Origin of the sequence: Nocardia sp. NPDC024068, from assembly GCF_040638875.1 — a bacterium.
In the GTDB taxonomy this organism is placed as follows: Bacteria; Actinomycetota; Actinomycetes; order Mycobacteriales; family Mycobacteriaceae; genus Nocardia.
Genome location: NZ_JBEZYU010000018.1, coordinates 68641 through 93494, shown reverse-complemented (window position 1 = coordinate 93494; position 24854 = coordinate 68641). Strand labels below are relative to the sequence as shown.

The 24854-nt window shown below is 66.3% G+C and carries 25 protein-coding genes and 1 tRNA gene; 13 read left to right on the top strand and 13 right to left on the bottom strand.

All coding sequences use genetic code 11. From position 1 onward, the window contains the following. Positions 1-273 precede the first annotated feature (273 nt). The 4 genes from AB0F41_RS16815 (at position 274) to AB0F41_RS16800 (ending at position 4419) form a co-directional block, all read left to right on the top strand. Positions 274-1578, top strand: coding sequence for an MFS transporter (locus AB0F41_RS16815; RefSeq protein WP_357424642.1), 1305 nt, complete (start codon positions 274-276; stop codon positions 1576-1578). Positions 1579-1681: 103 nt separating this feature from the next. Next, on the top strand, positions 1682-2380 hold the full coding sequence (locus AB0F41_RS16810; RefSeq protein ID WP_357424640.1) for a thioredoxin domain-containing protein: 699 nt from the start codon (positions 1682-1684) through the stop codon (positions 2378-2380). A 94-nt stretch (positions 2381-2474) separates the two neighbouring features. Further along, positions 2475-2547 (top strand) — tRNA-Ala (locus tag AB0F41_RS16805). 621 nt (positions 2548-3168) lie between these two features. Then, the gene (locus AB0F41_RS16800; RefSeq protein WP_357424633.1) at positions 3169-4419 is read left to right on the top strand and encodes a DUF1254 domain-containing protein; all 1251 of its coding nucleotides are present in this window, start codon (positions 3169-3171) and stop codon (positions 4417-4419) included. A 49-nt stretch (positions 4420-4468) separates the two neighbouring features. Here AB0F41_RS16800 and AB0F41_RS16795 read toward each other — a convergent pair whose 3' ends face one another. Both AB0F41_RS16795 and AB0F41_RS16790 read right to left on the bottom strand, forming a co-directional pair. Continuing rightward, positions 4469-5611, bottom strand: coding sequence for a zinc-binding dehydrogenase (locus AB0F41_RS16795; RefSeq protein WP_357424632.1), 1143 nt, complete (start codon positions 5609-5611; stop codon positions 4469-4471). Positions 5612-5726: 115 nt separating this feature from the next. Further along, positions 5727-6755, bottom strand: a complete 1029-nt coding sequence (locus AB0F41_RS16790; RefSeq protein WP_357424630.1) for an AraC family transcriptional regulator — start codon at positions 6753-6755, stop codon at positions 5727-5729. 109 nt (positions 6756-6864) lie between these two features. On the opposite strand from AB0F41_RS16790, the gene AB0F41_RS16785 reads away from it, so the two are divergent. Then, positions 6865-7428: a 2,4'-dihydroxyacetophenone dioxygenase family protein gene (locus AB0F41_RS16785; protein WP_357424628.1), complete on the top strand. Its 564-nt coding sequence runs from the start codon at positions 6865-6867 to the stop codon at positions 7426-7428. Next, on the top strand, positions 7425-8426 hold the full coding sequence (locus AB0F41_RS16780; RefSeq protein ID WP_357424626.1) for an NAD(P)-dependent oxidoreductase: 1002 nt from the start codon (positions 7425-7427) through the stop codon (positions 8424-8426). Before AB0F41_RS16785 ends, AB0F41_RS16780 begins: the two co-directional genes overlap by 4 nt. An 823-nt stretch (positions 8427-9249) precedes the next feature. Here AB0F41_RS16780 and AB0F41_RS16775 read toward each other — a convergent pair. Further along, a complete protein-coding gene (locus AB0F41_RS16775) occupies positions 9250-9687 on the bottom strand; it encodes an NUDIX domain-containing protein (RefSeq protein WP_357424624.1) in 438 nt (145 codons plus the stop codon). Positions 9688-9914: 227 nt separating this feature from the next. On the opposite strand from AB0F41_RS16775, the gene AB0F41_RS16770 reads away from it, so the two are divergent. Next, entirely contained in the window at positions 9915-10184 is a 270-nt protein-coding gene (locus tag AB0F41_RS16770; RefSeq protein WP_357424622.1) for a hypothetical protein, read from the top strand. 188 nt (positions 10185-10372) lie between these two features. Here AB0F41_RS16770 and AB0F41_RS16765 read toward each other — a convergent pair whose 3' ends face one another. Continuing rightward, a complete protein-coding gene (locus AB0F41_RS16765; RefSeq protein WP_357424620.1) occupies positions 10373-10825 on the bottom strand; it encodes a MerR family transcriptional regulator in 453 nt (150 codons plus the stop codon). Between the two features lie 48 nt (positions 10826-10873). Between AB0F41_RS16765 and AB0F41_RS16760 the strand changes: the two genes are divergently transcribed. Next, complete coding sequence (locus AB0F41_RS16760; protein ID WP_357424618.1) at positions 10874-11839, top strand: alpha/beta hydrolase; 966 nt, start codon at positions 10874-10876, stop codon at positions 11837-11839. A 173-nt stretch (positions 11840-12012) separates the two neighbouring features. On the opposite strand, the gene AB0F41_RS16755 is transcribed toward AB0F41_RS16760, so the two are convergent. Then, positions 12013-12315, bottom strand: a complete 303-nt coding sequence (locus tag AB0F41_RS16755) for a hypothetical protein (RefSeq protein ID WP_357424617.1) — start codon at positions 12313-12315, stop codon at positions 12013-12015. Between the two features lie 311 nt (positions 12316-12626). On the opposite strand from AB0F41_RS16755, the gene AB0F41_RS16750 reads away from it, so the two are divergent. Continuing rightward, positions 12627-14183, top strand: coding sequence for a hypothetical protein (locus tag AB0F41_RS16750; RefSeq protein WP_357424615.1), 1557 nt, complete (start codon positions 12627-12629; stop codon positions 14181-14183). 62 nt (positions 14184-14245) lie between these two features. Here AB0F41_RS16750 and AB0F41_RS16745 read toward each other — a convergent pair whose 3' ends face one another. Further along, entirely contained in the window at positions 14246-15145 is a 900-nt protein-coding gene (locus tag AB0F41_RS16745; RefSeq protein WP_357424613.1) for an alpha/beta fold hydrolase, read from the bottom strand. 319 nt (positions 15146-15464) lie between these two features. Between AB0F41_RS16745 and AB0F41_RS16740 the strand changes: the two genes are divergently transcribed. Further along, a complete protein-coding gene (locus tag AB0F41_RS16740; protein ID WP_357424611.1) occupies positions 15465-16340 on the top strand; it encodes an alpha/beta fold hydrolase in 876 nt (291 codons plus the stop codon). Between the two features lie 108 nt (positions 16341-16448). On the opposite strand, the gene AB0F41_RS16735 is transcribed toward AB0F41_RS16740, so the two are convergent. From AB0F41_RS16735 to AB0F41_RS16705, 7 genes are all read right to left on the bottom strand, one after another. Then, positions 16449-16802, bottom strand: a complete 354-nt coding sequence (locus AB0F41_RS16735; protein WP_357424609.1) for a hypothetical protein — start codon at positions 16800-16802, stop codon at positions 16449-16451. A gap of 96 nt (positions 16803-16898) precedes the next feature. Beyond that, positions 16899-18338, bottom strand: coding sequence for an aldehyde dehydrogenase family protein (locus tag AB0F41_RS16730; RefSeq protein ID WP_357424608.1), 1440 nt, complete (start codon positions 18336-18338; stop codon positions 16899-16901). Then, positions 18328-19482 carry a mandelate racemase/muconate lactonizing enzyme family protein gene (locus AB0F41_RS16725; protein ID WP_357424606.1) on the bottom strand — a complete coding sequence of 385 codons (1155 nt, stop codon included), beginning with the start codon at positions 19480-19482 and terminating at the stop codon, positions 18328-18330. The genes AB0F41_RS16730 and AB0F41_RS16725 overlap by 11 nt, the downstream gene beginning before the upstream one ends. Then, positions 19479-20357: an NAD(P)-dependent oxidoreductase gene (locus AB0F41_RS16720; protein WP_357424604.1), complete on the bottom strand. Its 879-nt coding sequence runs from the start codon at positions 20355-20357 to the stop codon at positions 19479-19481. The genes AB0F41_RS16725 and AB0F41_RS16720 overlap by 4 nt, the downstream gene beginning before the upstream one ends. After that, on the bottom strand, positions 20354-21403 hold the full coding sequence (locus AB0F41_RS16715; RefSeq protein WP_357424602.1) for an ABC transporter substrate-binding protein: 1050 nt from the start codon (positions 21401-21403) through the stop codon (positions 20354-20356). The genes AB0F41_RS16720 and AB0F41_RS16715 overlap by 4 nt, the downstream gene beginning before the upstream one ends. Next, entirely contained in the window at positions 21400-22221 is an 822-nt protein-coding gene (locus AB0F41_RS16710) for an ABC transporter ATP-binding protein (RefSeq protein WP_357424600.1), read from the bottom strand. The genes AB0F41_RS16715 and AB0F41_RS16710 overlap by 4 nt, the downstream gene beginning before the upstream one ends. After that, on the bottom strand, positions 22218-23048 hold the full coding sequence (locus AB0F41_RS16705; protein WP_357424598.1) for an ABC transporter permease: 831 nt from the start codon (positions 23046-23048) through the stop codon (positions 22218-22220). The genes AB0F41_RS16710 and AB0F41_RS16705 overlap by 4 nt, the downstream gene beginning before the upstream one ends. A 295-nt stretch (positions 23049-23343) precedes the next feature. On the opposite strand from AB0F41_RS16705, the gene AB0F41_RS16700 reads away from it, so the two are divergent. The 3 genes from AB0F41_RS16700 to AB0F41_RS16690 are packed head-to-tail and all read left to right on the top strand — an operon-like array spanning position 23344 to position 24748. After that, positions 23344-24033, top strand: a complete 690-nt coding sequence (locus tag AB0F41_RS16700; protein ID WP_357424596.1) for a GntR family transcriptional regulator — start codon at positions 23344-23346, stop codon at positions 24031-24033. Then, positions 24033-24422, top strand: coding sequence for a DUF202 domain-containing protein (locus AB0F41_RS16695; protein ID WP_357424594.1), 390 nt, complete (start codon positions 24033-24035; stop codon positions 24420-24422). Before AB0F41_RS16700 ends, AB0F41_RS16695 begins: the two co-directional genes overlap by 1 nt. Then, a complete protein-coding gene (locus AB0F41_RS16690; RefSeq protein WP_357424592.1) occupies positions 24419-24748 on the top strand; it encodes a DUF202 domain-containing protein in 330 nt (109 codons plus the stop codon). The genes AB0F41_RS16695 and AB0F41_RS16690 overlap by 4 nt, the downstream gene beginning before the upstream one ends. Positions 24749-24854 lie beyond the last annotated feature (106 nt).

Genomic DNA, 24854 nt, shown 5'->3' with positions numbered 1-24854 from the left:
GCCCTCGAAGCGCATGTGGCGAAGCCACGAGTCTCGAGGGCTGACAGCAGACGCTCAGGAGGGCCGAACCTCGAGCGGCGGAGCCGCTCCAAAATTCCAGCCCGGACCTCGAGCGGCGGAGCCGCTCCAATAACACCGGGAATTGTGACGCCCGACCCCGCGTTGGTTGCCTGGGTGAGTGGTGACGCCGTAAAAAACGATCGACCCGGATCCGGGGGCACCAACGGATCGGGTGGAACGGACCCGGCGGCGTTCCGCAGGCTGCGTGCCCGCCTGCATCGGCGCAAACCCGGCCGCGCACCGCTGCCCAGCGAGATCTGGGTTCTGATCGGCGCCGCGTTCTGTATCTCCATCGGATTCGGCCTGGTGTCGCCGGTGCTGCCCCAGTTCGCGCTGAGCTTCGGCGTCGGGGTGGCCGCCGCGTCGGCGATCGTCAGCGCTTTCGCCGCCATGCGGCTGCTGTTCGCCCCGGTCAGCGGGCGGTTGGTGCAGATGCTGGGGGAGCGGCGGATCTACCTGGTCGGGTTGCTGATCGTCGCGGTCTCCACCGGGGCCAGCGCCTTCGCCCAGACCTACTGGCAGCTCATGGTGCTGCGCTCACTCGGCGGCGTCGGCTCCACCATGTTCACCGTCTCCTCGATGGCGCTGGTGATCCGGCTCTCCCCACCCGCCGAACGCGGCCGGGTCACCGGGTTGTGGTCCACCTGTTTCCTCATCGGCGGACTGTCCGGCCCGCTGGTGGGCGGCGCACTCGCCGGGTTCGGGTTGCGCGCCCCCTTCCTCATCTACGCGATCGCGCTGCTGGCGGCGGTCGCGGTGGTGTATTTCAACCTCCGCGATTCCCGGCTCACCGAATCGGAGTCCGCCGGTGACGTGCGCACCGTCAGCTTCATGCAGGGCCTGGCCCGACCCGAATACCGGGCCGCCCTGTGGTCCAACTTCGCCAACGGCGCCGCCGTCTTCGGGGTGCGGATGGCGCTGGTGCCGCTGCTGGTGGTCGAGGTGCTCGGGCAACCCTCCGGGATGGCCGGGGTGGCGCTCACCGTATTCGCCGCCGGCAACGCGACCGTCCTGTTCTTCTCCGGCCGCCTCTCCGACCATTACGGCCGGCGCCCGCTGCTGATCTCCGGCGCGCTGATCTGCGCGGTCGGCACCACCGGCCTGGGCCTCGCCCCCGACCTGACCTGGCTGCTGGTCACCTCGTTCGTCGCCGGCATCGGATCGGGCCTGTTCACCCCCGCCCAGCAGGCGGCGGTCGGCGATATCATCGGCGCCAACGCCCGCGGCGGCACCATGCTCGCAGGTTTCCAGATGTCTCAGGATCTCGGCACCGTCCTCGGCCCGATCATCGTCGGCGCCATCGCCCAGTCGCTCTCCTACGGCGCGGGTCTGGCCGTCACCGGATCGCTGCTGCTCGTCGCCGCGCTGGCCTGGACGATCGTCCCCGAACCCATGCGCCGCACCCCCGAAGGCGACCAACCGACCGACTCCGGTAGCGAGAAACCCCAGGTGAACGTGGCAGCCGCCGAGGAGGCCGCGGGATTCCCCGCCGGAGGTGCCGGACCGCACCGGGCGTGACCTGCCCGCGGCCACCCCGGGTGGTTCGCGCGTGACCGGTTCGCCCGGATGCGGCAGAGTGGTCCGGGTGAGCAATTCGTCGCCCGGCTATACCCCTCGTCCCATGTCCAGCCGCACCACCTACGCCCTCGGCGCTGTCGCCGTGGTGGTGATCGCGCTGATCGTCTTCTTCGCCTTCCGCTGGGGCAGCGACGGCGCCGAGGTGCGCAACGACGGCTACGGAACGGTCCGCGACGAAGCGGTCACCGTCGATCTGCAGAGCGACGGCGGCGTCCGCCTGGGCCGCCCCGAAGCGCCCAAAACCATCGAGATCTACGAAGACCCCATGTGCCCCGCCTGCGGCAGCCTCGAGACCCTCTACGGCCAGGAGATCGCCCAGAAGGTCGACGAAGGCAAACTCGCGGTCCGCTACCGCTTCGTCAACTTCCTCGACCCCAAATCCTCCAGCGGCGACTACTCCACCCGGGCCACCGCCGCCCTGCAATGCGTGGCCGACGCCGGCCCCGCGGTCACCTTCGCGAAGTTCCACGACACCCTGTTCACCGACCGCCAGCCGGAGGAGGGCTCCGGCCTGACCGACGAGGAACTGGCCTCCCTCGCCACCGGAGCCGGCGCCCCCGAACCCGCCCTCGACTGCATCACCGACGGAACCCGCCGCACCCAGGCCCAGGACCAGGCAGGCGCCGCGGTCGACGACCTCGCCGCCGCCCTGGACGGCGACGCCGCCACCCCGGCAGTCTTCGACGTCGCCACCAAGATCGACGTCAACGAACCCGAATGGGTCCAGCAGGTAGCCCCGTGACCTCAGCGTTCACGGGGAATCCAGGCGATTTGGCTCCTGACGTGGAGGTGGTGTAACTTCGTTCAGGCAGCCGGGGAACCGGCGGCAAATATCCGGGGCTATGGCGCAGCTGGTAGCGCACCACACTGGCAGTGTGGGGGTCAGGGGTTCGAGTCCCCTTAGCTCCACAAAATAGCAGGTCATTCCCGGTCTATGACCGGGAATGACCTGTTTTTTGTGTCTGGCCCCGCGGTTACCCCCGTTTTGGTCCTGGATCCCGTTGGCCGATATCGATGCGGTCGCGTGGGCAGTTGTGTCCACCGAGACCGGACCGGCGGGTTCGATAGCAATCGTCTCGAGGAACCGCTCTGGATGCCGTGTGGTTGCGATGGATCTGTCGATTGTCGTCGAGGGACGGGGGTCGTGCCACGGTTGATCGCGCTGGACACGGCAGTCGACCTGGGTGGTCGCGTTGGCGCGCTGTGTGCGTCCGTTACCCGCGCCGCCGGCCACGTAGGGCCAAGCAGGTGCGTGAACCGGGCCGAGGACACCGCACGCTTCCACCCTGAGCCCGATACGCCGTATTGGTGGCGAGTATTCGTCCGGAATGGTGGGGTGGCGGCGCGTCGGCGGGGTTGGCGGAGTCCGGTTCGGTTGTACTGGGTCGGTACGCCGGGGTTCCGGGCGGAATGCAATCTTCCCACCTCGAAATGGTCTTGCATGTGTTGATTCTCGAATCCCCCGGGGCCGCAGTGGGGTGTCCTGGGATGAGGTGGTCGGTGCAGTGCGATGAGTTCGGAGGTGCTCGTGTGGTGATTTCCGATGAGTTGGCCCGGGATGCGTATTTGTACGCGTATTCGATCGACGAGGCGTACAAGTTCTTGTTCGAGACGACGATTGCGCCGGGTGCGGCGCTGAACGAGTTCCAGTTGTTGCGTGATCTGGCTGATGACACCTATACCGCGCATCCGACGATCAACAACGACACGCTGCATCTGCAGGGCTGGTTCGATGTGGGGGCCGAGCCGGTGGTGGTGAGCGTTCCGGATTTCGATGAGGGCCGGTATTGGATTCTGCACACCATGGACCTCGGTCACTACACCAATGCGATGATCGGGTCCCGAACCCGCGGCGCCCGGGGCGGGCGGTTCCTGTTCACCAGCGGAGACTGGGCCGGTGCGGTCCCCGACGGTATCGAGGAGGTCGTGTCCTCGGAATCGGATCTGATCAAGGTCATGGGCCGTGTCATGACCATCGGCGGTGACGATCTCGAGACTGCTCGGGGATACCAGGATCGGTGGAAGATCGAGACGCTGTCGGCGTTCCTCGGTGTCGCGGGCCCGGACCCGGTCACCCGTACCTATCCCGACCCGGCGGTGACGAACTGGTTGCAGCGGGTCGATTTCGTGTTGGCGGCCGGGTCGATGCCTCGCGCCGACGCCAACTGGCTCTTCGAGTATCGCGATATCGGGCTGGCGCCCGGGCGAACCGATTTCACCGGCGAACAGCTCGATGCGGCCGAACGTGGACAGCAGTTGGGGATGGCGCGGATCTGTGAGCTGGCACCACAGCAGACCGACGGGCGTCGGCTGCTGGGCACTCGCGCCGATCTGCAGAGTGAGCGGCGTGATCTGTTCGCGTGTGGCACGTTCCTCGGTCAGTGGGGTCTGCCCCCGGTCGAGTCGGTGTACCTGAAGGTCGAGACGGGTTCGGACGGGCTGCCGATCAACGGGTCGGGCGGCAAGACCTACCGGGCGCGGTTCCTGTCTCCGGAGGTCAGTGAGTTCTGGTCGTTCACCGTTTACGGCAGCGATGACCGGCTGATGGCCCACAACGCGATCAACCGGCACAGTCGCGGCGACCGCACACTCACGCCCGACGCCGAGGGCTACTACACACTCGAGCTCGGCGCCGACGCTGAAACCCGCGCAGCCGATCCGAACTTCCTGCCGATTCCGGAGAAGGACGCTTACCTCATTTTGCGGATGTACGGGCCGAGCGTGACGGTGCAGAACGGCGAGTACGCGATGCCGTCGTTCGAGGTGCAGCCGCCGCGGTAATCGGCACCCGCCGCCTGAGAGTTCAGGTGATCCGGGGTCGCGCGGCGGTTCAGTGTGCCGGGTCGAGCAGGATTTTGGCGTCGTGGGGGTCGGTGCGCAGGCGGTCGAAGGCGTCGGCGACGCCGTCGAGGCCGACGGTTCCGGTAAGTAGTGCGCGGGCGTCGAGGTCACCGGCGGACAGGTGGGCGAAGGTCGCGGCGAAGTCCTCGGGGGAGTAGTACAGGGAGAAGCGGATATCGAGTTCTTTGAGGATGCCCTGGGCCGGCTCGAATTCGTCGGAGGCGAGGTTGATGCCGGCGACGACGATGCGGGAGCCCGCGGGGATACCGCTGATGAGCTGCTGGATGAGTCCGGGGGCGCCGACGCATTCGAAGGCGACGGTGGGGCGCAGAGGTAGCTGCCCGAGGATGGCGGTGGGGGCGGCCATCCGGGTGGGGTCGTCGGTGGTCGCGGCGGTCGCCAGGGCGTCGAAGGGGGAGTCCTGGCGGGGGTCGACGACGATATCGGCGCCGAGGCGGCGGGCGAGTTCGCGGCGTTCGGGGGAGTAGTCGGAGGCGACGATGGGTCCGAGGCCGCGCATTTTCAGGATGGCGATCACGGCGAGCCCGATGGGTCCGCAGCCCACTACCAAGGGGACGGTGTCAGGGGTGGTCTCGGCACGCTCGATGCTGCGGTAGGCCACTGCGAGGGGTTCGGTGAGGGCGGCGATCTCGGTGGGAAGGTGGTCGGGCACCTCGATCAGCAGGGGCTCGGACAGCACCATCTTCTCGGCATAGCCGCCGGGGGTGGCGGTGCCACCGAAACCGAGCATGACCGGTTGATCTCGCAGCAGGACCGGCATCGAGACCACGCGTCGGCCGACGGGGATGCGTTGCGCGGTATCGGGTCCGTAGGACACGATTCTGCCGACGAACTCATGGCCGAACACGACGGGCCGGGACAGGTCCAGCAGGTCGAATCCCGCCGCGCCCTGGGTTGCGGCGTTGAATTGGGGTCCGTGTGCGGCGCAGTGCAGGTCCGAGCCGCAGATCCCACAGGCCAGCACGTCCACCAGCACCTCGCCCGGACCGGGTACGGGTTCGGGAACCTCGGCGACCTCCAGCCGGGCGTCCCGCATCAACACCGCACGCATTCGTGCGGGCTCGGGTAGGTGCTGCGCGTTGGGTGCGTCCGGGTCGGAAGTGGGCGACATGGGGGCTCCTTGCTGGTTACGTGGTGCCACCGTGCCCGACGAGCCGACCCTGAGTCTTGACATTGGAGGACGCTTTGTTGATTTCAGAAGACAGCAAGTGGTCCGGCGCACTGCCCTATGGCAGGTCCGCGGGCGGCAGGTGTTCGGTACGCCATCGCTTGCGCAACACCGCGGGACTCGCGCCGAACCAGCGGCGACACGAGCGGGTCAGCACGCTCTGTTCGGCGTAGCCGAGTTCGCGCGCGAGGTGGGCCAGGGTGACCCCGGTGTCGCGGAGGTAGTGCTGGGCCATCTCGCGGCGGACGTCGTCGACGAGCGCGGCGAACGTGGTTCCTTCCGCGGCCAGCCGGCGTTGCAGGGATTTGGGGTGGATCCGGTATTGCGCGGCGAGCACCGTCAGCGTCGCGGCGCCGGTGGGCAGCAGTTGACGCACCAGTCCCCTGATCGAGGTGCGCACGGTGTGGTCGTGGCGGTCGATGACGGTGTCGAGGTAGGTCAGCACGGCACGGTGGGCCTGCTGGTCCTGGACCAGTGGGCGTTCGAGGTCGCGGGCCGGGATCGTGAACCCCGCGCGGCGTTGCTCGAATCGAGTCGTGCAGGCGAAATACCGCAGGTACTCCTCGCGTGAGGACAGCGGTTCGTGCGGTAGGTGCACAACGGTGGGCGAGTACTGCGATCCCAGCATGAACCGCAAGACCTGCAGCGTGACCCCGAGGGACAACTCGATGGTCTGCGGATGGGCCGGTGGGTTCGCGAGCAGGACCTTGAACTCGAGGAAGGCGACCTCGTCGCCTGGCAGGGGTGCGACGTGCACGCCGATGGCGGGGCTGTAGGCGGCCAGGTAGTGTTCGAAGGTTTGCAGTGCTTCGGCCACGGTCGCCGAGGTGCGGGCCGCGACACCGACCGGGCCGAGGATGTCGATGCCTTGGCGGGCCCCCAGCCGCAGCCCGAAATCGGTGGTCGCGGTGGCCGCGGCCGCCGTCTCCATCACGTGCATCATCGCCCGGTAGGTGAAGAACGAGTCGAACCGCTCGATATCGCCGGGCCGGATCCCGGCCCGGCGCAGCAACGGATCCGGGTCGCCCCCGAGTTCGGTGACCAGCTCACCGAAACCGGTCAACGACGTGCCGCGGATCACAGACATGTCCTACACAGTCAAATATTCGTCTTCTATTGTCAATACTTCAGCGGGCCGAGCGGAGAAGGTGGAGGCAACGCGCGCACTGTGGCGCCGCCCACGAAAGGAACACCCGATGACCGCATCGATCGTGCCCGGCCCTGCCGTGACCGGCAGCGGCGCTCCGCTGCCGCTGGTCGCGCTGCCCCAGGGTGAACTGCTGACGGTGAACGAGAAGGACATCCCGCTGGTGCGTGACGCCCTCGGCCCCGGGGTGCATTTCAAACCGCTGCGCGTGGATATCGAGAACGGGGAATGGGTGGTGCTGGCGACCTTCGCGCCGGGCGCCCGGATCCCGCTGCACTATCACACCGGCGTCGTCGACTCCTGGACCATCAGCGGCAGCTGGCACTACGACGAATACCGTGACCAGCCGCAGACCGCGGGTTCCTACCTGTTCGAACCGGGCTCTTCGGTCCACACCCTGGTGTGCCCGGACACCAACACCGAAGACACCGTCGTCCTGTTCCGCATCAGCGGCGCCAACGTGAACTTCAACGAGGACGGCACCTTCCACTCGATCCTCGACGCGGCACTGGTCTCCCACCTCACCCGCACCCTGTCCGCCGAACAGAACCTCGGCCCGGTCGAATACATCGGCGGCGGCGCAGCCCAGATCACCGGGCCGGTACCCCTATGAGCGACCACGACCGGCCCGCACCCTCGATGACCGGCACGACCGTCCTCATCACCGGCGCGAATGGATTCATCGGCCGGGCGGTGGCCCAGCGGCTACGCGACCTCGGTGCCCGCGTCCGCGGTGTCGATCTGGTCGCCGATACAGAACACGACGTGGTCGCCGGTGATACCACCGACCCGGGCGCCTGGGCCGGTGCCCTCGACGGCGCCGATATCGTCATCCACACCGCCGCCCTGCTCGGCGCGGCCTACCCACTCGAACAGTCCTGGCGGGTCAACGTTCTGGGAACCAGCCGCGTCCTGCGCGCCGCGATCGCCGCCGGTGTGCCCCGCTTCGTCCACTTCTCCTCGGTCGCCGCCTATGGATTCGACTTCCCCGACGATGTGGACGAGACGTATCCCGTCCAGGTCAATGGCGACGTCTACACCGATACGAAGGTCAACTCCGAAGCCGTCGTGCTCGCCGCCCACGCGGCCGGCGAGATCGCTGTGACCGTGATCCGGCCCGGTGACGTCTGGGGGCCGGGTTCGGTATGGGTCCGCTCACCCGTCACCGAAATGCGTAAGCCGACCGGCTTTCCGCTACCCGACGGCGGTAACGGCATCTTCTCCCCGGTCTACATCGACAACTTCGTCGACGGCCTGATCCTCGTCCTCGCCTCTGACCGGTCGAGAGGCCAGATCTATAACATCACCGACGGAATCGGCGTCCGGTGCGCCGACTTCTTCGGCGAACTGGCCCGCATGAGCAACGGCACCCTGCGCACACTCCCGATGGCCGTCGCCGCCCCACTGGCCGATATCGCCGGATCGATCCTGCGCCGGATCGGCCAGGCCACCGACCTCAGCGCCGGAACCATGGAACTACTCAACCGCCCCGGCACCTACTCCATCGAAAAAATCCAGACCACCCTCGGCTACCGACCGCAAGTCTCCCTCGACGAAGGCATGACCCGAGTCCGGAGCTGGGCACGGACAACAGGTTTGATCGAACCCTGACCGGAACCGGCCCAGCGGCATGCGAACGGCATAGGCGGGTCGCGCTACGTGGGTGCAGACTCGAGCAAGCCCCGCGGTTACCCCGCGCTTTCGTCGTCGATGTGACGTCGGCGCCGGATGTCTACCGGGGGAGAGAGATGCTCGCGGACCGGAGGTGCATCGTCGGTCGTGTAGCTTCTTCCCTGGTCAGCCGGCTACTGGGGTGTCGTGCGTCGTCTTGGGCGTAGCCGGCCAGCAGGCTGCGTGGGCTGCCGGTCGACTTGACGTTCTGACGACCGGTCTGGAGGGTCGAGTGTTCGTTGTGACGGTAGCTTCGGGGGTGGTTCGACCCTGGGTCACGTGATGGGGTCCCGACGGTGGTTTCTTACCGCACACTGTATTTCCTTGTAGCTGAACGTAATTCGCCTGGATTGCACCCTGCTGGTGTGCCCGTCTGCGTTGCCGTCGCAGGGGTCGGTGCCGAACGTCGATGTCTCGCCGGATCGACGAGTCTCATGAACCTCTTCGTGGGGGTCAGGGGTTCGAGTCCCCTTAGCTCCACCAGGAATTATGTGTTATTCGAACGACACTTTCTACGACAGCTGACCCTCACACTGAAATTCCGGTGTGAGGGTCATTTTGTGTCAGTGTGGTGGTCATCGAACCAGGTCTGGGCGCTTATCTCGACCACGCATCCTCTGCGGCGTATGACCCTCTAGTCCGTTCGACGAGCCTGTGGTGATGCGTGCTGCCACGAGGCCCGTCTACTCGTTTTGCCGAATGGCGACGCGACGGCCGCCGTCAGCGCCCATCCGGTGCCGTCGCGTCCACGATGATCGCGAGTTCAGTCGGCGTTTCGATATGCGGTGAGTGTCTGTTTGACGGCGTCGGTGACGGGAGGTTCTTCGGTGAGTGGGGTCCAGGTGTAGGCGTCGTGCTCGGTGAGCCGGACGGGTTCGGGAGCGGCGCAGTGGACGGCGAAGTTGAATTGGCGGCTGTGTTTGCCGCTTCCGGAGCGGTAGTCGAAGCTGTCGATGTAGCGGCCGATGCCGGTGACCTGGAGGCCGGTTTCTTCGGTGACCTCGCGGGCGAGTGCCTGGTCGAGGTTTTCACCGGGTTCCACTTTGCCGCTGGGCAGTTCCCAGATGCCGCCCATGAAATCGTTGCTGGGTCGGCACAGCAGCAGGATGCGTTCGTTGTGTTCGACGACCGCGCCGACGACGAGTTGCTGGACGCCGTCGCGTTCGGCTTCGGTGGTGAGGTTTTCGAGGTGGGTCGTCATGCGTTCACCCTTTCAGGTGGTGGGCGAGCGGACGATCGCCGACCTCGTCGACCTCGGCACGGACATGTCACTGGTCGCCGGTACCGTCCGCGATGCTGTGCGAGCCGGAAAGCTGCTGTCCGCCGATCGGCTCGCCGAGCATCTCGATGTGATCGGCCGTCGCACCGGCTGCGAGGTCGCGGCGGATCTGTTCGAATTGGCCGGTATTCGTCCGGAGGGATTCCGCGGTGACCGACCGATCCGGCTACCCGGACTGGCGATCTCTGGAACTGGCGATCAAGGTTGCGGCCGAGAAGGCCGCCCGCGACGCCGGTCCCGGTATCAGTGCCGCGACCATCGACGCTCAGATCCGGCAGGCACGGTTCGATCGGTTCCTCTCACGCGTATTCGCTGACGGTGAGCAGTCGGAATGGTTGCTCAGATCCTGTATGTCCTCTAAGGGCCATCTCATTACCAAGGTTTCGAGACCCCAGCGCAGGCCGGGTGCAGTGGTGTAACCGGCCGGGATCCGGCGCTGAGAAACTAGCGCAGATAACTTGATCATCTGCGGTAGCTCTCGTGCCGACCTGGGCAAATGTTTCCGCCAGGTGGTGCCGACTCCGCGAACTATCTGCGGTCGAGGGCTTACCGCCGGATTCCGGGCGTTTGCCCCTGCGTGCCTGTTTCCGGCCGGCCCGTGAATGTGTCAGGGCTGAGGGGCCATCGGCCCAGCGGCCATGAGGCCGCCGGGAGTCGACGGGGCTGCGCGCGCGTTGTCGGTGTCGGCGATGGTCGTCTTGAACTGGGGGCATTCGACCAAGGGTTCGTGGGTGCAGGTCGCTGCGTGGTGCAGGCTGTCGCGCATGCGGGTCAGCCGGGCGATGTCATGGTCGAGTTGGTTCGCCCGTCGCGCGAGGTGTGCGCGTAATTCGGTGTCATCCGGCGTCGCCGTCAGGAACCGCTGGATTTGGGCCAAGGTGAAACCCGCTCGACGTGCACAGTCTATGAGCGTCAGCCGATCGAGTACCTCCGGTTCGAACGTTCGGCGCAGCCCGTTGCGGCCGGCCGAGTCGATGAGACCGCGCCGTTCGTAGAACCGCAGGGCAGACGGGGCCAGTCCGGACCGGCCGGCCACTTCGGCGATATCGAGTAGTTCCACGCTCGTTCTCCTTGACTTGAACCATGCTTCAAGTTGAAGGATAGCTGCATGACTACAGCGAACACGCCTACATCGGGGTTGCACCCTCAGGTGCAGGCATATCTGGAACGGATCTCCCGCGCAGGCTTCGCGGAACTACATACCTTCACACCCGAGCAGGCACGCGAGGGACTGCGACGCCAGATCCCGATGCTCGGTGAACCGGAACCGGTCGCCGCGATAGCGGACCGTGTCATCTCGTTGGCGGGCCACCAGGTCCCGATCCGGATCTACACACCGGCCGGTGTGGCGCCTATGCCCGTGCTGGTGTTCTTCCACGGGGGCGGGTTCGTTGTCGGTGATCTCGATACCCATGACGGCCTGTGCCGTAGCCTCGCCAACGGCGCCGCCGCCGTCGTCGTCTCGGTCGGCTATCCCTTGGCGCCGGAGCACAAATTTCCTGCAGCAGTGGATGTGTGTTTCGCCGCCACGCAGTGGGCCGCGGCACACGCCGATAGTTTCGGCGCCGACGGAAACAAGATCGCTGTCGCCGGCGACAGCGCCGGGGGCAACCTCGCTGCGGTCGTTACGCATATGGCACGCGATCTGGGGGGACCACCGCTGGCCTTCCAATTGCTCATCTACCCCGATACGGACTTCCGGCGCAGCAATATCAGTATCCGGGAGTTCGCCGGGATATACGGGAACATCACGCGCGCGGGCCAGCACTGGTTCATGGACAACTATCTGCGCGGCAACGAGGAAAAGCTCGATCCACGTGTCTCGCCGCTGCTGGCAACCGACCATTCCGGTTTGCCGCCGGCGCTGGTCATCACCGCCGAATACGACGCGCTGAGGGACGAGGGCGAAGAGTACGCCGCCGCGCTGGCCCGCGCCGGGGTGCCGGTCGAGGTCAGGCGCTATCCGGGAATGATCCACGAGTTCGCGCGCCATCCGTTCGAAGTCAGCGCCACCGCGCGATCCGAAGCCGCTGCCGCACTACGCCGAGCATTCGCCGAGTCTTACGAAAAGTAGGGATGGTTGTCCACTCGGCAAAACGGGATAACCCGAACCGGTGCCGCGTCCGTTCGTCCCGCGTCGGACTTTGTAACAGGACCCGTTTGTTGCGGGTGTGACCTGTAGAAGGAGTCTGATCGTTCATGACGATACCGGGCGATCTGATTCGTCACCGTACAGCGCAATCGAATTCACCGCCGTGCGTCGATAGGCACGCCTTTCGCGCCGTGTATCAACGGTTTGGGCGTATCCCCGGATCCGATGACGGCTGTGCCATCCAGATACAATTCTTCGCAGGGAAGCCTGGGCAGGCCGTCCACCTGCCCAGGAATAATTGTGACCTGTTCGCGCGTACGAACGCGCCATTCCGCGGCGAATGCCAATGCGGCGGTGCGACAGGCGATGTAGTCGAACCGGAATCCGTGAAGGCGCAGTGCAAGGTGGATATCCGGTTCATCCGGGCGTGGTGTCAGGCGTCCGGGCACTAGACTCATCTACTTCCATCCGCAGCGGTTCCTACAGGGTAGGAGCACTACGCGGTCTGTGGAATGTCCTGCGAGCTCATAATTCGAGTAATCGATTGTGCACGGTGCACAGCGATTCGCGGCCCGACCGAAATGAGTGAGGTTAACAGTAGGCAAACTCTGCTATCGCCGGTAGTGGAATACCGGACACTTCGCCGATACTGCGAAATGCGAATTGTGGGTCGTGACCGCACCGTTGCCGACCTCGGCCCACCGTCCTCCGGTCCCGGAGTATCCGGCACGGCGATTCGCATAAAGCAGGAATCGAGAGGATTGTCCGGATGGCCGGTACAGGGCACGCAGTAGTCATCGGAGGAAGCGTCGCGGGTATATGTGCCGCACGGGCGCTGCGTGACAGGTTCGGCACCGTCACCATCTGCGAACAAGACGCTCTGCCATCGAATGGCCCGGGCCGCCGCGGGACACCGCAGGCCTGGCACAACCATTTCCTGCTCGACGTGGGTCGGGAGGCGATCGAGACGCTGTTTCCCGGCTTCACCGATCTTCTGCTCGCCAACGGTGGTTCGAGACTGGATCCGGGATTCGACGCCGCAACCTGTTGCGCCACCGGATGGATGCCGCGGGCGCGGACAGGGATGTCGACCCTGTTCGCCTCCCGGATGACCGTCGAGGCCACATTGCGGGAACTGCTGCTCCGTGATCCGGGGATCGTCATCAGAGACGGTGTCCGCGTCGACGGGCTGGTGTCCGAAGTCGCGGGATCCCGGACGCGGGTCACGGGCGTCACCTACCGCGACTCCGGCTCGGCGGCACGCGGCGAACTCGCGGCCGATCTCGTGGTGGATGCGGCAGGGCGCGGCAGTCCGGGCAGCAAGTGGATGCGGGACCTGGGATTCGAGGTAGAGGAACTGACCCTCGACGCGAAGGTCAGCTACTCCTCCCGCTGGTACCGCCTACCCGAGGAACAGATCTCCTGGTGGAAATGGATGATGGTTCTTCCGGAGGCCGATCCGCGAGTGGCGGCGTCGCATCAGTATCTCTGCATTGTCTTCCCGGTCGAGGACAACCGCATCATCGCGATGATGGCCTCGTGGGGGTTGCCCGCGCCGTCGGACACCGCCTCCTTCGAGCAGCTGGCCCGGCAGACCCGGACGAAGGAATTCGCCCGGGTACTCGATGCCGCGGAACCGTTGACAGATGTGCACACCACCCGTGCGACGCGAAATATCTGGCGTCGGTTCGATCGACTACCGGCGCCCCCGGCGGGCTTCATCGCGCTGGGTGATGCCGTCTGCGCGTTCAATCCGATATACGGGCAGGGGATGTCGTCCGCGGCGGTCGCCGGTGTGCTCGTGCAGCGGATTGGCCGAGATACCGATCCCGCATCCCCGGAGTTCCCAGCAGCCTTCTATGCCGAACAGGCGCGTTTCCTGAAACGTCCGTGGACACTGGCCATGACCCGTGACCGGGGATACGAACACGCGCAGGGCACCGAGGCGATCATCGACGGACCGCACAAGACCATGTTGCGCCGGATCAACTGGCCGGCTTTCCAGTTCTTCGCCGAAGCCGTGTGGCAGGATCCGGTGGTCGATTCCCACTTCAACCAGGTCCTCAACCTGGGGGAGTCGTTGCCGCGGTTTCTCATCAATCCGCGGGTGCTCGCCGGACTGGGACTGTACGGCGCCAGGAAGCTGCTGGGACGCACCGGTGTGCCGTCCACGGTCCCTCCGCACCTACCGCCGCCCGAAACCGACTATTCGACGTTGCGCGGCGCCGCACTGGTGGACCGGCCGGGAACCCTCCGCCGACAGCCGACGACAGTACCGGCTTCGCCCGATCGCCGGCGGATCCTGCCGCGATCGGATCGAGGGTAGCGAGCACCTTCACCCGGAAATCGCGTGGTGGTGGGGACGGTCGACCGCTGCTGAATCCGTCTCTATCCGTCCGTTGAGAAATGCTCGTTCGTGGCGATGACTTCGCCCCGGAGGTGCTCGGACAGTAGCCGATTCACCAAGTCGGGGTGCTCCTCCTGTACCCAATGTGAACATTCGGCCACGTATTCGATCCGGAACGGACCGGAAAACCGTGCGGGCAGATTACGGGTGAGTTCCCGGCCGAGCGCGACGTCGTCCTCGGCCCAGATCACCATTGTGGGTGCCGCCACACGGTCCTGCCTGTGCAGGGCACCGAATCCGCGGAATGCCGCCCGGTAGTAGTTCACCATTGCGGTGGCCGCGCCCGGTCGCATGATGTTGCGCCGGTACTCGTCCAGGTCTTCCTCGGTGAAGGTATCCGGACGGACGGCCATCTGCCGGAACATCGCGCCGACCAGCGCGGTGCCGTCACGGCGCCGCATCGCCCATTCGGGCAGCCGCGGGAGTTGGAAGAAGAACATGTACCAGCTTCGCAGTAACTGGCGCGGGTCGGTGCGCAGTTTTCTCGCGAACTCCACCGGATGCGGGTAGTTGAGCAGGACGAGCCGGTCGACCATGTCCGGATACCGAACCGCGAACGCCCACGCCACGATGCCACCCCAATCATGGCCGACGATATGCGCGGTCCGCGCACCGAGGGCGTGAATCAGTGCCGCGACGTCCGCTGTCAGTGCTTCGATACGGTAGTCCACGACCGCGGGTGGACAATCGCTACCGCCGTAGCCGCGCATATCGACGGCGACCACCCGGAAATTCTCCGCCAACGCCGGGATCTGGTGTCGCCACGAGTACCAGGACTGCGGAAACCCGTGCAGCAGCACGACCAGCGGGCCCGAGCCCGCCTCGACCAGATGGAACTGCATGCCATTCGCCGATACCCGGCGGTGTTGCGCCTCGGTCATTCATCAGCCCCTCGCATCGCCGCCGCCTGTTTCGCCAGGCTAATCGACACCGCCAATATCGGCAGGCCGACGAGACCCGACCGAACGACTCGATCACTGCCAGGTATGTCCCGGTCGCCGCAGTGATCGAGCGGGGCGGGCGGCGCCGCCTCGGCGAGGTGTGTACGGTTCAGCAGATGTTGTTGTTCTTCGTGCGCCTGCGCCCCGAATAGTCGGCGCGTGCCTCCGGCCTGTGGGCCGGACTCTATTCCGAACCGCCGAGAGTTGCGGGTAGACGTGTCGCCGACGGGTAGTGAACTCCTACGCGAAGGACATCAACGTGTCTGCGTTTTCCTCTGTATCCACCTCCGCGAGCCCGACATTCGTTTTCGTGCACGGCTCCGGCACCAGCTCGTTCATGTGGGCGCCGCTGCAACGTGAACTGGCGTTGCTCGGGCAGCGCTCCTACGCCGTGGACCTTCCCGGTCATGGTCTCGAAGCTCAATATCCGGTGTCGTATCAGGCACCACAGGACCTGGCCGCACTCGCGACCACGGCGTCGACGCTGGCCGGGGCGAGCCTCGACGACAACGTGGACCGCGTCGCCGAGGTGGTCACCCGGTTGCATGAGCACGGGCCGGTGATCCTGGTGGGTGCCAGCCTGGGCGGTGTGACGATCACCGCCACGGCCGGCCGCCTGCCGGAGCTCGTCGACGGGCTCGTCTACATCTCGGCGTGGGCGTGCACGACACGGCCCAGCCCGGTCGCCTACATGTCCGAACCCGAGTTCGCGGACAGCCTGCTGCCCGGGCTTGCCCCGTTGAACGTCGGAGACCCGGCCGTTCTCGGAGCCGGCCGCGCGAACTATCGGACAGCGGACCCGGAAATGCTGCGGGCGTTGAAAGAAGCGACCATGGCCGACCGGTCGGACGCGGAATTCATGGCCTTCCTGAATATCCTGCAACCCGACGAGTCGATCGCGGTGATGGTCGCGGACGCGACCGCGAATCCGGCCACCTGGGGCCGGATCCCGCGCATTTTCGTGCGGCTCACGGCGGATCGCTCCTTGCCGATCGCGATGCAGGACCGGCTCATCGCGGACGCGGACGCGCTGACCCCCGGTAACGAGTTCGTGGTGCATACCCTCGCTACCAGCCACGCCGGGTTCATCCACCACGGCGCCGAACTCGCGCGAATCCTGACCGCGGCCGGCTGATCGCGATGGTGTGCGGTGCTGTCTCCGCAGCACCGCACACCACCCGCCATGCTTATCTGCCCCTCGGGGTGGTCGAGGGTCCCGGCGGTGACGGGTGCATGTTGACGGTCAGAGATCGATCCAGACGTGTGGTTCCTGGTAGGCGTGCCAACCTCGGAAATACCAATCGGCCAGGTCGGTCAGTCGTTCGATGCACGCGTCGTAGTAACCGACGGGATCCGGTCTCGGGAAGTTCGGGTGCGCCGTCCAATCCGGAACATCCGAACTGACGGAGTAGAACCCTTCGGCGATCCATCGGGGAAGGTGATCGTCGCGCTGGGTTCGGTCGCAGACGGCCCGCATCGCGCGCTCGAGCCGGGTGAATCCGGCTCGGTCCCACTCCAGTTCGCTGCGTAACTTCAGGAGAAAACTGCCGGGTTCCGCATCGAACTCCTTACGCAGCACGGCCAAGGCATCATCCATGCCCGGATGATGCCTTGGGGGGACGGCTGCACGGTCGGTTGGCAGAGGTGACCTGCCCCACCGGTCGGGCATCTGGCCGCAGCGTCGCCGGGCCGGTCAGCGAGCGAACGACACCGTCTTCTCCTCCGTGAACTCCAGCAGGCCCGACAGGCCGCCTTCACGCCCGAGTCCGGCCAGGCCGAATCCGCCGAAAGGAACCTCGGGGGTGTTCGGAGCGCCGTTGTTGACTCCCACGATCCCGATATCGAGGCGGTCGGCCAACTGGGCGGCGCGTTCCGGATCCGCCGACATCACGTAGCCACCCAGCCCGGTGTTCCAGCCGTTGACCTCCGTGACGACCGCGTCCTCGGAGATGTAGGGCCGGACCGCGCATACCGGTCCGAAGATCTCCTGGTGCCACAGCGGCGTATCGGCCACCGCCTCCACGAGGGTCGGGGCCACGAAGTATCCGGTCCCGGTCCCGAGCTTGCTGCGGTCCACCGGGCAACCGTCCGCAGCGGCGCGCGAGACAAGGTCTTCCAGCCGCTCGGCGTGCGCGGCCCGCAGCATGGGGCCCACATCTGTCCCTTTGGCGGCGGGGTGTCCGGCGACCAGCGCGGTGATACGGGTGCGGAGTTCGGCGACGAAGTCCGCGTAGTGGGATTCGTGGACGAATACGTTGTTCGCGGCGATACACGACGCCCCGTTGTTGCGGAACTTGGCGATCAGCAGCGCCTCCAGCGCAGCCGCGGGGTCCGCTTCGGCGGTGACGATAAAGGGACCCCTGCCGCCGAGTTCCATGGTGACACGGGTCATCGAACCCATGGCCCGCTGGGCTACCAGGATGCCGACCGGGGTGGAACCGGTGAAGGTGACCGCGGCGATATCGGGAGAGTCCACCAGTGCGCCGGTGAGTTCCTCACCCGCCCCGACCACGATATTGACGGCGCCGGGCGGAAGATGCCGTTCGCAGATCTCGGTGAACGCGATACTGGTGAGCGGTGTGAGCTCCGAAGCCTTCTGCACGACGGTACATCCGGCGGCGAGCGCCGGAGCCACCTTGCGCGCGGGGATCGACAGCGGGAAGTTCCACGGACTGACGGCCGCGACGACGCCGACGGGCCGGCGGGTGGTCGTGAAGCGACGCTGTGCGGTGACGAAACCGCCATCGCCCGGCATGGTGGCGGCGTCGGCGAACCATTCGAAGTACTGCGCCGAGAAACCGACCTCGCCCACGGCTTCGGCCAGGCGTTTACCGGATTCCGCGCTGATCGTGGCGGCCAGCGATTCGGTGTTCGCGCGCAGGTCCGCGGCGATGGCGCGCAGCGCGGCGGCACGCCGGCGGGGCGGGGTGTCCGACCATTCCCGGAACGCGCCCGCGGCCACCGCCGCGGCACGGCGCGCGACGTCACCGGTTACCCAGCCGATCGAGGCGAGGCGTTCACCGGTGGCCGGGTCGGGAATATCGTGCGGAGTCCCGTCGACCGGCTCGCCGCCGATGCGGGCGCCCGCGACGACGGTATCGGTGGACGCGGATGTCAGTAGTTCAGTGGGCATTGCGAGTTCTTTCCTCTCGGTGGATACGGAAACGGCGCACCGTCGCGGGGTCGAGTTCGACCCCGAGCCCCGGGCTCGTGGGCAGATGGATCGCACCGTCGGACAGTTCGGGTCCGCGCGCGAGCAACTCGGTGCGCAGCGGGTTCGGCCGCACATCCATCTCGACCCAGTCGACCCGGTCGTAGGCGGCGCCGAACTGGGCGCTGGCCGCTATCCCGATTCCGCTCGAATAGCAGTGCGGTGCGATGCGCACATCGAAACGGTTCGCTGATTCGGCGACTGCGCGGGCGATGGTGAAACCGCCCGATTTGGCCAGGTCGGGCTGAATCAACGTGACCGCGCCCGACCCGGTGCGGCTTTCGAAATCCTCTGTTCCGTAGACGTTTTCACCGGTAGCGATCGGTAGCGGTACCGCGGCCGCCAGCTTCTGCAGATCCTCGACCCGGTCGCCGGCCAGCGGCTCTTCGATCCAGCGCACGTCGTAGTCGGCGAGTGCGTTGATCTGCTCGGTGGCCGCGGCGACATCCCACGCCTGGTTGGCGTCGGCGAACAGTTCGATTCCCGCGCCCACACAGTCACGTGCGGCCGACAGCGTCGCGCGGTCGCGTTCGGCGCCGAACCCGATTTTCGTCTTGATCGCGCGATAGCCATCGGCGAGCGCGACCGCGCACAGCGATTCGATATCGGACGGGCCGATCCCGCTGGCGTAGGCGGGAACAGACGATCGTGATGCCGTCCCGGTCAGCAGTTCGTGAACGGGTTTCCCGGCGAGTTTCCCGGCGATATCCCACAGCGCGATATCGATTCCGCTCAGCGCCTGCCAGATCGGCCCGATCGCCCCTGCCTGCCGGCCGACCGGAAGCAGGCGCCCGCACAGCAGCGCGAGCACACCGGCCGGATCGCTCGCGTCGAGCCCGAACACCAGCGGCGCGATACCTTCGGTGAACGTCGACAATCGTTCCGCATGCGACCAGCCCGGGTAGTTGAGCCAGCTCTCGCCGATCCCGACGACCCCGCCGGCCTCGACCTCGACCAGACACACCCGGCGGTCGGTCAGCGTGCCGAACGACATCGGAACGGCACTGTCGACGGGGGCGGACAGGATCGAGACGGTGAGGCGTTCGATCGGGTACCCGGAGGTCATTCGGCGGCCCGGGTCAAGGCCGCGTAGGCCTTGATGATCGCGCCGGTATCGCGTGCGCCGAGCCCCTCATCGAGCCCGACGTCGTTGATACCGACGATCGCGGTGGCCAAAGGACTGGGTGTCCCGGATTCCTGCGCGATATCGAGTGCGAGCCTGTTGTCCTTCGCCAGCAGAGCCAGGGCGAAGTTCGGGTCGTCGTCGGCGTCGACCATGCGTGGACCGAGCTCCTTGAACAGGTTCGACACCGTCGCGGCGCCGGAGCGTGACACCGCGTCGACGAAGGTCGCGCCGTCGACACCGTTACGTTCGCAGAGTGTGAGCGCTTCCGCGGTGATCGCGTTGATGGCGCCGAACATCAGGTTGTTGGCGATCTTGACCACCGACCCCGCGCCGACCTCACCGACCCGTTGCACGGTCGACGCGATCGTCGCGGTGAGCGCCGGGGTGACCTTGTCGATCGCTTCCTCGGCACCACCGCAGACCAGCATCCAGGAACCACATTTGGCCGGCCTGCCCAGGACGGGCGCGTCGATATAGGTGACGCCGTGTTTCTGCAGGTCCGCCGCGACCTGCCGGGCGGTGGTGGGGTCGATGGTGGACAGATCCACGACGACCGCGCCTTCGGGCGCCGCGGGCAGGACATCGGCGGCGAGGGCACGGACATGCTCGGGCCGCGGGACCGACAGCAGGATCAGATCGGCGTCGGCGACCGCGGCGGCGCCGTCACCGGCCACGTCCACCCCGGCGGCGGCCGCGGCATCCCGCGCCGCGGCGACCGGGTCGAAACCCCGGACGTCGTAGCCCGCCTCGCGGGCGGCGGCGGCCACCCGCCCGCCCATCGTGCCGAGCCCGAGTACGCGGATTCTGGTGTTCATGAACCAACCTTCCAGTTGTTGTAGGAGTTCGTGTAGATCGAGGTATCGACGAATTCGGCCGGGTCGACGTATTTGTCGATACCGCCTATCTCGACGAATATCCGTTCGATATCGCCGATCTGCCGTTCGAGATCACCGGACCCGTACATCCGCGCCCATTCGTCGTTGGTGTACAGGCGGGCGAATTCGAATCGGCGCAGGGTGTCGTCGAGTGATTGGCTGTCCGCGTAGGCGGCGTCGTGGACGATGGTCAGCGCCCGCCGCCGGTCGTTGATCAGCAGATCGTTCGCCTCGAGCCAGGCGCCGGTGATCTTCGACAGCAGTTCGGGATTCGACTCGTGGAAATTGTTGTTGGCGACCCAGCCCCCGACGATGGACGACTGCGGATAGTAATCCTTGGCGGACGCCACCATGCGCGCGTCGGGCATCTGTTTTTCCACCGTCTCATCGAAGGGAACCCACAGCGCCACGGCGGGAACCTGACCGGAGACGAATGCGCTGACCGCCGACGGCAGATCGGCATTGATAATCTTCAGGCTCGACGGATCGACCCCCTCGGCGCGCAGCGCGTTGTGCAGGAACACATGCGCGGTGGTCCCGCTGGCCGTGATCACCTGCTTGCCTTTCAGATCGGCCACCGATCGGATACCGGACGACGGTGCAGCCCACAGTTGCGCGGTATCGAATTCGATATCGTTGGCGAGAAACACCTTGCCGACGCCTTGCGCCGGGAAATTCGACAGCACGGCTCCCATCACCGCGACATCGACCGATCCGCCGGAAAGGGCCTGGCTCAACGCGGTTCCGGTATCGAACTTCACGGGTTCCAGCGCCACACCGTGCTTTTCGAAAAGGCCCTCCTCGAGGCCCAGCCACATATGGGAGTCCACCGCGAGGGTGTGCAAGTAGCCGACCTTGACGACCGGTAGCCCCTCGGCGGTCGTCCGCGGTCCGGAGGTTTCCAGCGCACACGAGGTCAGCAGGGTGAGTACCCCCAAGAGGGCGAACAGGGCGGTCACGATCCGGCGCGGACGGTAGGCGCTCATCGCGCCGCCCCGGCGGCCTGGTCCGATTCGTCACGCAGGAGTTTCTCCAGGTGACGTCGCAATTCGACGAATGCCGGCGACAGTCGCGTTTCGGCCGATCGCGGGAAGTCGATACCGATCGGGACGATTTCGCGAACCCGGGTGGGCCGGGCGCTGAGCACCACCACCTTGTTCGACAGGAAGATCGCCTCTTCCACACTGTGGGTGATGAACAGGGCGGTGCGCTGTTCGGTCAATTGCGTCTCGTGCAGTAGTTGCTGCATACGCTCACGGGTCTGCGCGTCCAGCGCTGCGAACGGTTCGTCCATCAGCAGTACCTGCGGATCCGTCGCGTAGGCGCGAGCGATCGCCACCCGCTGACGCATACCGCCGGACAATTCCTTCGGGTAGGAATCGGCGAAGGCTTCGAGCCCCATGAGTCGCAGGTAGCGGTCGACGATTTCGGCGCGGACGGCGCGTGGTTTGCGGTTGGCCCGGAGGGTGAGTCCGTATTCGATGTTCTTGGCGACGGTGAGCCACGGAAAGATCGCGTACTGCTGGAACACCACGCCGCGCGACGGGTGCGGGCCTTTCACCGGCACACCACCGACGCGGACCGCGCCTTCGTCGGGAGAGAGGAATCCGGCGGCCATATTGAGCAGGGTGGTCTTACCGCATCCGGACGGCCCGATCACCGAGATGAACTCACCGGGCTCGATATCGAACGAACAATCCCGGAGGACGTGCATCCGGTCACCCGCGCGGTCGTAGTATTTGCCGATGCCGTCGAAGGCGATCCGGTTTCCGGCCGCGGTTTCCGGCGTCACCACACTGGTCATTTCGACTTCTCCTGCCACGCGGTCATCCGGGATTGGGCGAGTTTGAGAATCAGGTCCATCACGAGCGCGGCGATACCGATCATCACGATGCCGACGTACATATCCGGGATCCGGTAGAACGTCGAGGCATCCTGGATGGCGGCGCCGAGCCCGCGCTGCGCCGCGACGAGTTCGGCCGCCACCACCGTCGCCCAGGAGACGCCGAGCGCGACCCGGACCGCGGTGAACAGGTGCGGTACCGACGCGGGGACGACACCGCGCGCGAAGATCTCCCAACTGTTCGCGCCCAGCACCCGCGCGGCCCGGATCAACAGCGGGTCGATACCGGAGATCCCCTCGAAGAGCACGATCACCGCGGCGAAGAACGAGGCGTACACCAGGATCGAGATCCGCGCGGTCTCGCCGATGCCGAAATACACGATCACCAGCGGGACCAGCGCGATCGGGGGAAGCGCGCGGAAGAAGTTGACCAGCGGTTCGACCATCGCTCGCAGGGTCGGATACCAGGCGAGCAGGAATCCGACCGGTAATGCCGCCACCGAACCGATGATCACGCCGATCATCACGCGGGTGACGCTGACCCGGATATCGAACAGCAGGTCCTGTTCGGTGAACAGGGTCCAGGCCGCGGTGATCACCTCGTCGGGACGCGGAATGCCGCGCCCGGAGACGATTCCCGAGACCGACACCGCGTACCACGCGACGATGGCGATCAGCCCGCCCGCGAACCCGAGCGCGATACGCCGTGGCGAACCACCGTCTCCTGTTCCCGGTGGTCGGCGTCTCCTCCGAGAGGTTCGATCGGTGCTGGGGCTCGTGATCGACATTGCGCACACTCCTCTGGCACCCGGCGACCGTGAGGAGGGGAACTCTACGAGGGAGTCCCCTCTCGATCGACGGGAGATTTCATAAAATCTGACAGCTCCCTCAAGCTGCCAGTCAAGGCGGAAACCGAATAATGTGGTCATTACCAGTAGGTTTCTGAGCCTTGTGATTCACACCATAAGGTAGATTTTGTGTAATCACAAGGTATAGTCGGCGGAAGGAGTGACAGCGGCGGTCGGGTGATCAGTTCCGGCCGGTGGCCCCGCGGGGGCGACCAGGAGAGCAAGGGGAGTCCAGGTGTCCACAGCACGACCGGAGAGCGGTCTGGCAGAACACGCGTACCTCTGTTTGCGCCAGGCGATACTCGACCGCAGATTCGAACCGGGAGAACGGCTGTCGGTGGCAGTTGTCGCCGAGCAGCTGGAGGTCGGCAGGAGTCCGGCGCGGGAGGCGATCGCCCGCATCACTTATGAGGGCCTGGCGCAGTTCGAACCGAACAAGGGCGCCGTCGTCGCGAACCCGGATCGCGGTGAACTGGTCGAGATCTACGAGGTCCGCGAGGTACTGGAAGGACTCGCCTGCCGGCTCGCGTCGCAGCGCGTCTCCGCTGCCGACCTGCGCGATCTGCGGGCGATCCTCACCGAGCAGCGCGCCGCCATCGACAGCGGCGACGTGGCACGCCATTACACCGTCGATATGCGCTTCCACGCCCGTATCCGCGAGATCGCCGCGAACTCGAAGCTGGCCGCGCAGCTGGACCTACTCCAGGATCAGATCCGCCTGGCGATGTCGACCACCCATCGCTCACCCGGCGGAATGCCGCTGGCCCTCGCCGAGCACCACCGGATCGTCGACGCGCTCGAGTCCAGGGACGTACTCCTGGCCGAATTCGCCGGGCGGGGCCATATCGCCCGGCTCCGGAAAGACCTGGCGATTGCCGAGCCGACTCGGGCGATATCCGATCCTTCCGTGGCAGAGCCGTTGTGATGACCCGGGAATCCCACGGATCGGCTCCGGGTACGACCCTGCCGCAGTGTCACGACGACGAATCCGGCCGGGAACCGGACTACCGGTTCACACTGGCCAACGAACGAACCTTCCTGGCCTGGATTCGTACCGCGTTCGCCCTGCTGGCGGGCGGAGTCGCTGTCGGCCAGCTGTTCACCGGCGAATTGGATCCGATCACGCACCGGATCTTGGGCGGGGGTTGTGTCGTCCTGGCCGTGTTCGTCGCGGTCGGGGCATTCCTGCGCTGGCGGCAGGTGCAGGCGGCCATGCGCCGCGATGGGCCACTGCCGGGTCCGGTCATGGTGAAGCTGATGGTGGGCGGGGTGCTGGTGGCGGCAGTCGGCTGCGCGCTGCTCATCGGCCTATGAGCGGCGCGGGCGTGCGCGATCCCGGCCTGCAACCGGAACGCACCGTTCTGGCGTGGCGCAGGACCACACTCACCGCGGTGGTGGTGGGGCTGCTGCTCACCAAGATCGCCGCGCAGCGCGCCGGTCCGCTCGGGATCGCGACGGCCGCTGCCGCGGGCCTCGCAGTGGGAATGCTGGCCGTAGGCCTGCATCGCCGGCGAGCCCGGCAGGGGCCGGAACAGGTACGAGCGATGTCTACAACATTCATGGCGCTGATTGCCGCGAGCGCCGGTATGCCCGCGCTGGGCGCTCTCGCGAGCCTTCTCTACCCGATACTCGTCGACTGAACTGTGCCGGTACCGATCCGGCCGGCGTGGCAGGGCGATGCGGACGCTTCCGCTTGGACCTGCGCCCTTCACCAGGTGTTCTACCAGCGGGTAACATGGCGTCAGC

Bases quoted from the DNA above. Each gene is read 5' to 3' on its own strand.
- AB0F41_RS16810 (WP_357424640.1), top strand. From the start codon at position 1,682: ATGTCCAGCCGCACCACCTACGCCCTCGGCGCTGTCGCCGTGGTGGTG.
- AB0F41_RS16795 (WP_357424632.1), bottom strand. From the start codon at position 5,611: ATGTCGCCCACTTCCGACCCGGACGCACCCAACGCGCAGCACCTACCC.
- AB0F41_RS16790 (WP_357424630.1), bottom strand. From the start codon at position 6,755: ATGTCTGTGATCCGCGGCACGTCGTTGACCGGTTTCGGTGAGCTGGTC.
- AB0F41_RS16785 (WP_357424628.1), top strand. From the start codon at position 6,865: ATGACCGCATCGATCGTGCCCGGCCCTGCCGTGACCGGCAGCGGCGCT.
- AB0F41_RS16780 (WP_357424626.1), top strand. From the start codon at position 7,425: ATGAGCGACCACGACCGGCCCGCACCCTCGATGACCGGCACGACCGTC.
- AB0F41_RS16775 (WP_357424624.1), bottom strand. From the start codon at position 9,687: ATGACGACCCACCTCGAAAACCTCACCACCGAAGCCGAACGCGACGGC.
- AB0F41_RS16760 (WP_357424618.1), top strand. From the start codon at position 10,874: ATGACTACAGCGAACACGCCTACATCGGGGTTGCACCCTCAGGTGCAG.
- AB0F41_RS16755 (WP_357424617.1), bottom strand. From the start codon at position 12,315: ATGAGTCTAGTGCCCGGACGCCTGACACCACGCCCGGATGAACCGGAT.
- AB0F41_RS16750 (WP_357424615.1), top strand. From the start codon at position 12,627: ATGGCCGGTACAGGGCACGCAGTAGTCATCGGAGGAAGCGTCGCGGGT.
- AB0F41_RS16745 (WP_357424613.1), bottom strand. From the start codon at position 15,145: ATGACCGAGGCGCAACACCGCCGGGTATCGGCGAATGGCATGCAGTTC.
- AB0F41_RS16735 (WP_357424609.1), bottom strand. From the start codon at position 16,802: ATGGATGATGCCTTGGCCGTGCTGCGTAAGGAGTTCGATGCGGAACCC.
- AB0F41_RS16730 (WP_357424608.1), bottom strand. From the start codon at position 18,338: ATGCCCACTGAACTACTGACATCCGCGTCCACCGATACCGTCGTCGCG.
- AB0F41_RS16725 (WP_357424606.1), bottom strand. From the start codon at position 19,482: ATGACCTCCGGGTACCCGATCGAACGCCTCACCGTCTCGATCCTGTCC.
- AB0F41_RS16720 (WP_357424604.1), bottom strand. From the start codon at position 20,357: ATGAACACCAGAATCCGCGTACTCGGGCTCGGCACGATGGGCGGGCGG.
- AB0F41_RS16715 (WP_357424602.1), bottom strand. From the start codon at position 21,403: ATGAGCGCCTACCGTCCGCGCCGGATCGTGACCGCCCTGTTCGCCCTC.
- AB0F41_RS16710 (WP_357424600.1), bottom strand. From the start codon at position 22,221: ATGACCAGTGTGGTGACGCCGGAAACCGCGGCCGGAAACCGGATCGCC.
- AB0F41_RS16705 (WP_357424598.1), bottom strand. From the start codon at position 23,048: ATGTCGATCACGAGCCCCAGCACCGATCGAACCTCTCGGAGGAGACGC.
- AB0F41_RS16695 (WP_357424594.1), top strand. From the start codon at position 24,033: ATGACCCGGGAATCCCACGGATCGGCTCCGGGTACGACCCTGCCGCAG.
- AB0F41_RS16690 (WP_357424592.1), top strand. From the start codon at position 24,419: ATGAGCGGCGCGGGCGTGCGCGATCCCGGCCTGCAACCGGAACGCACC.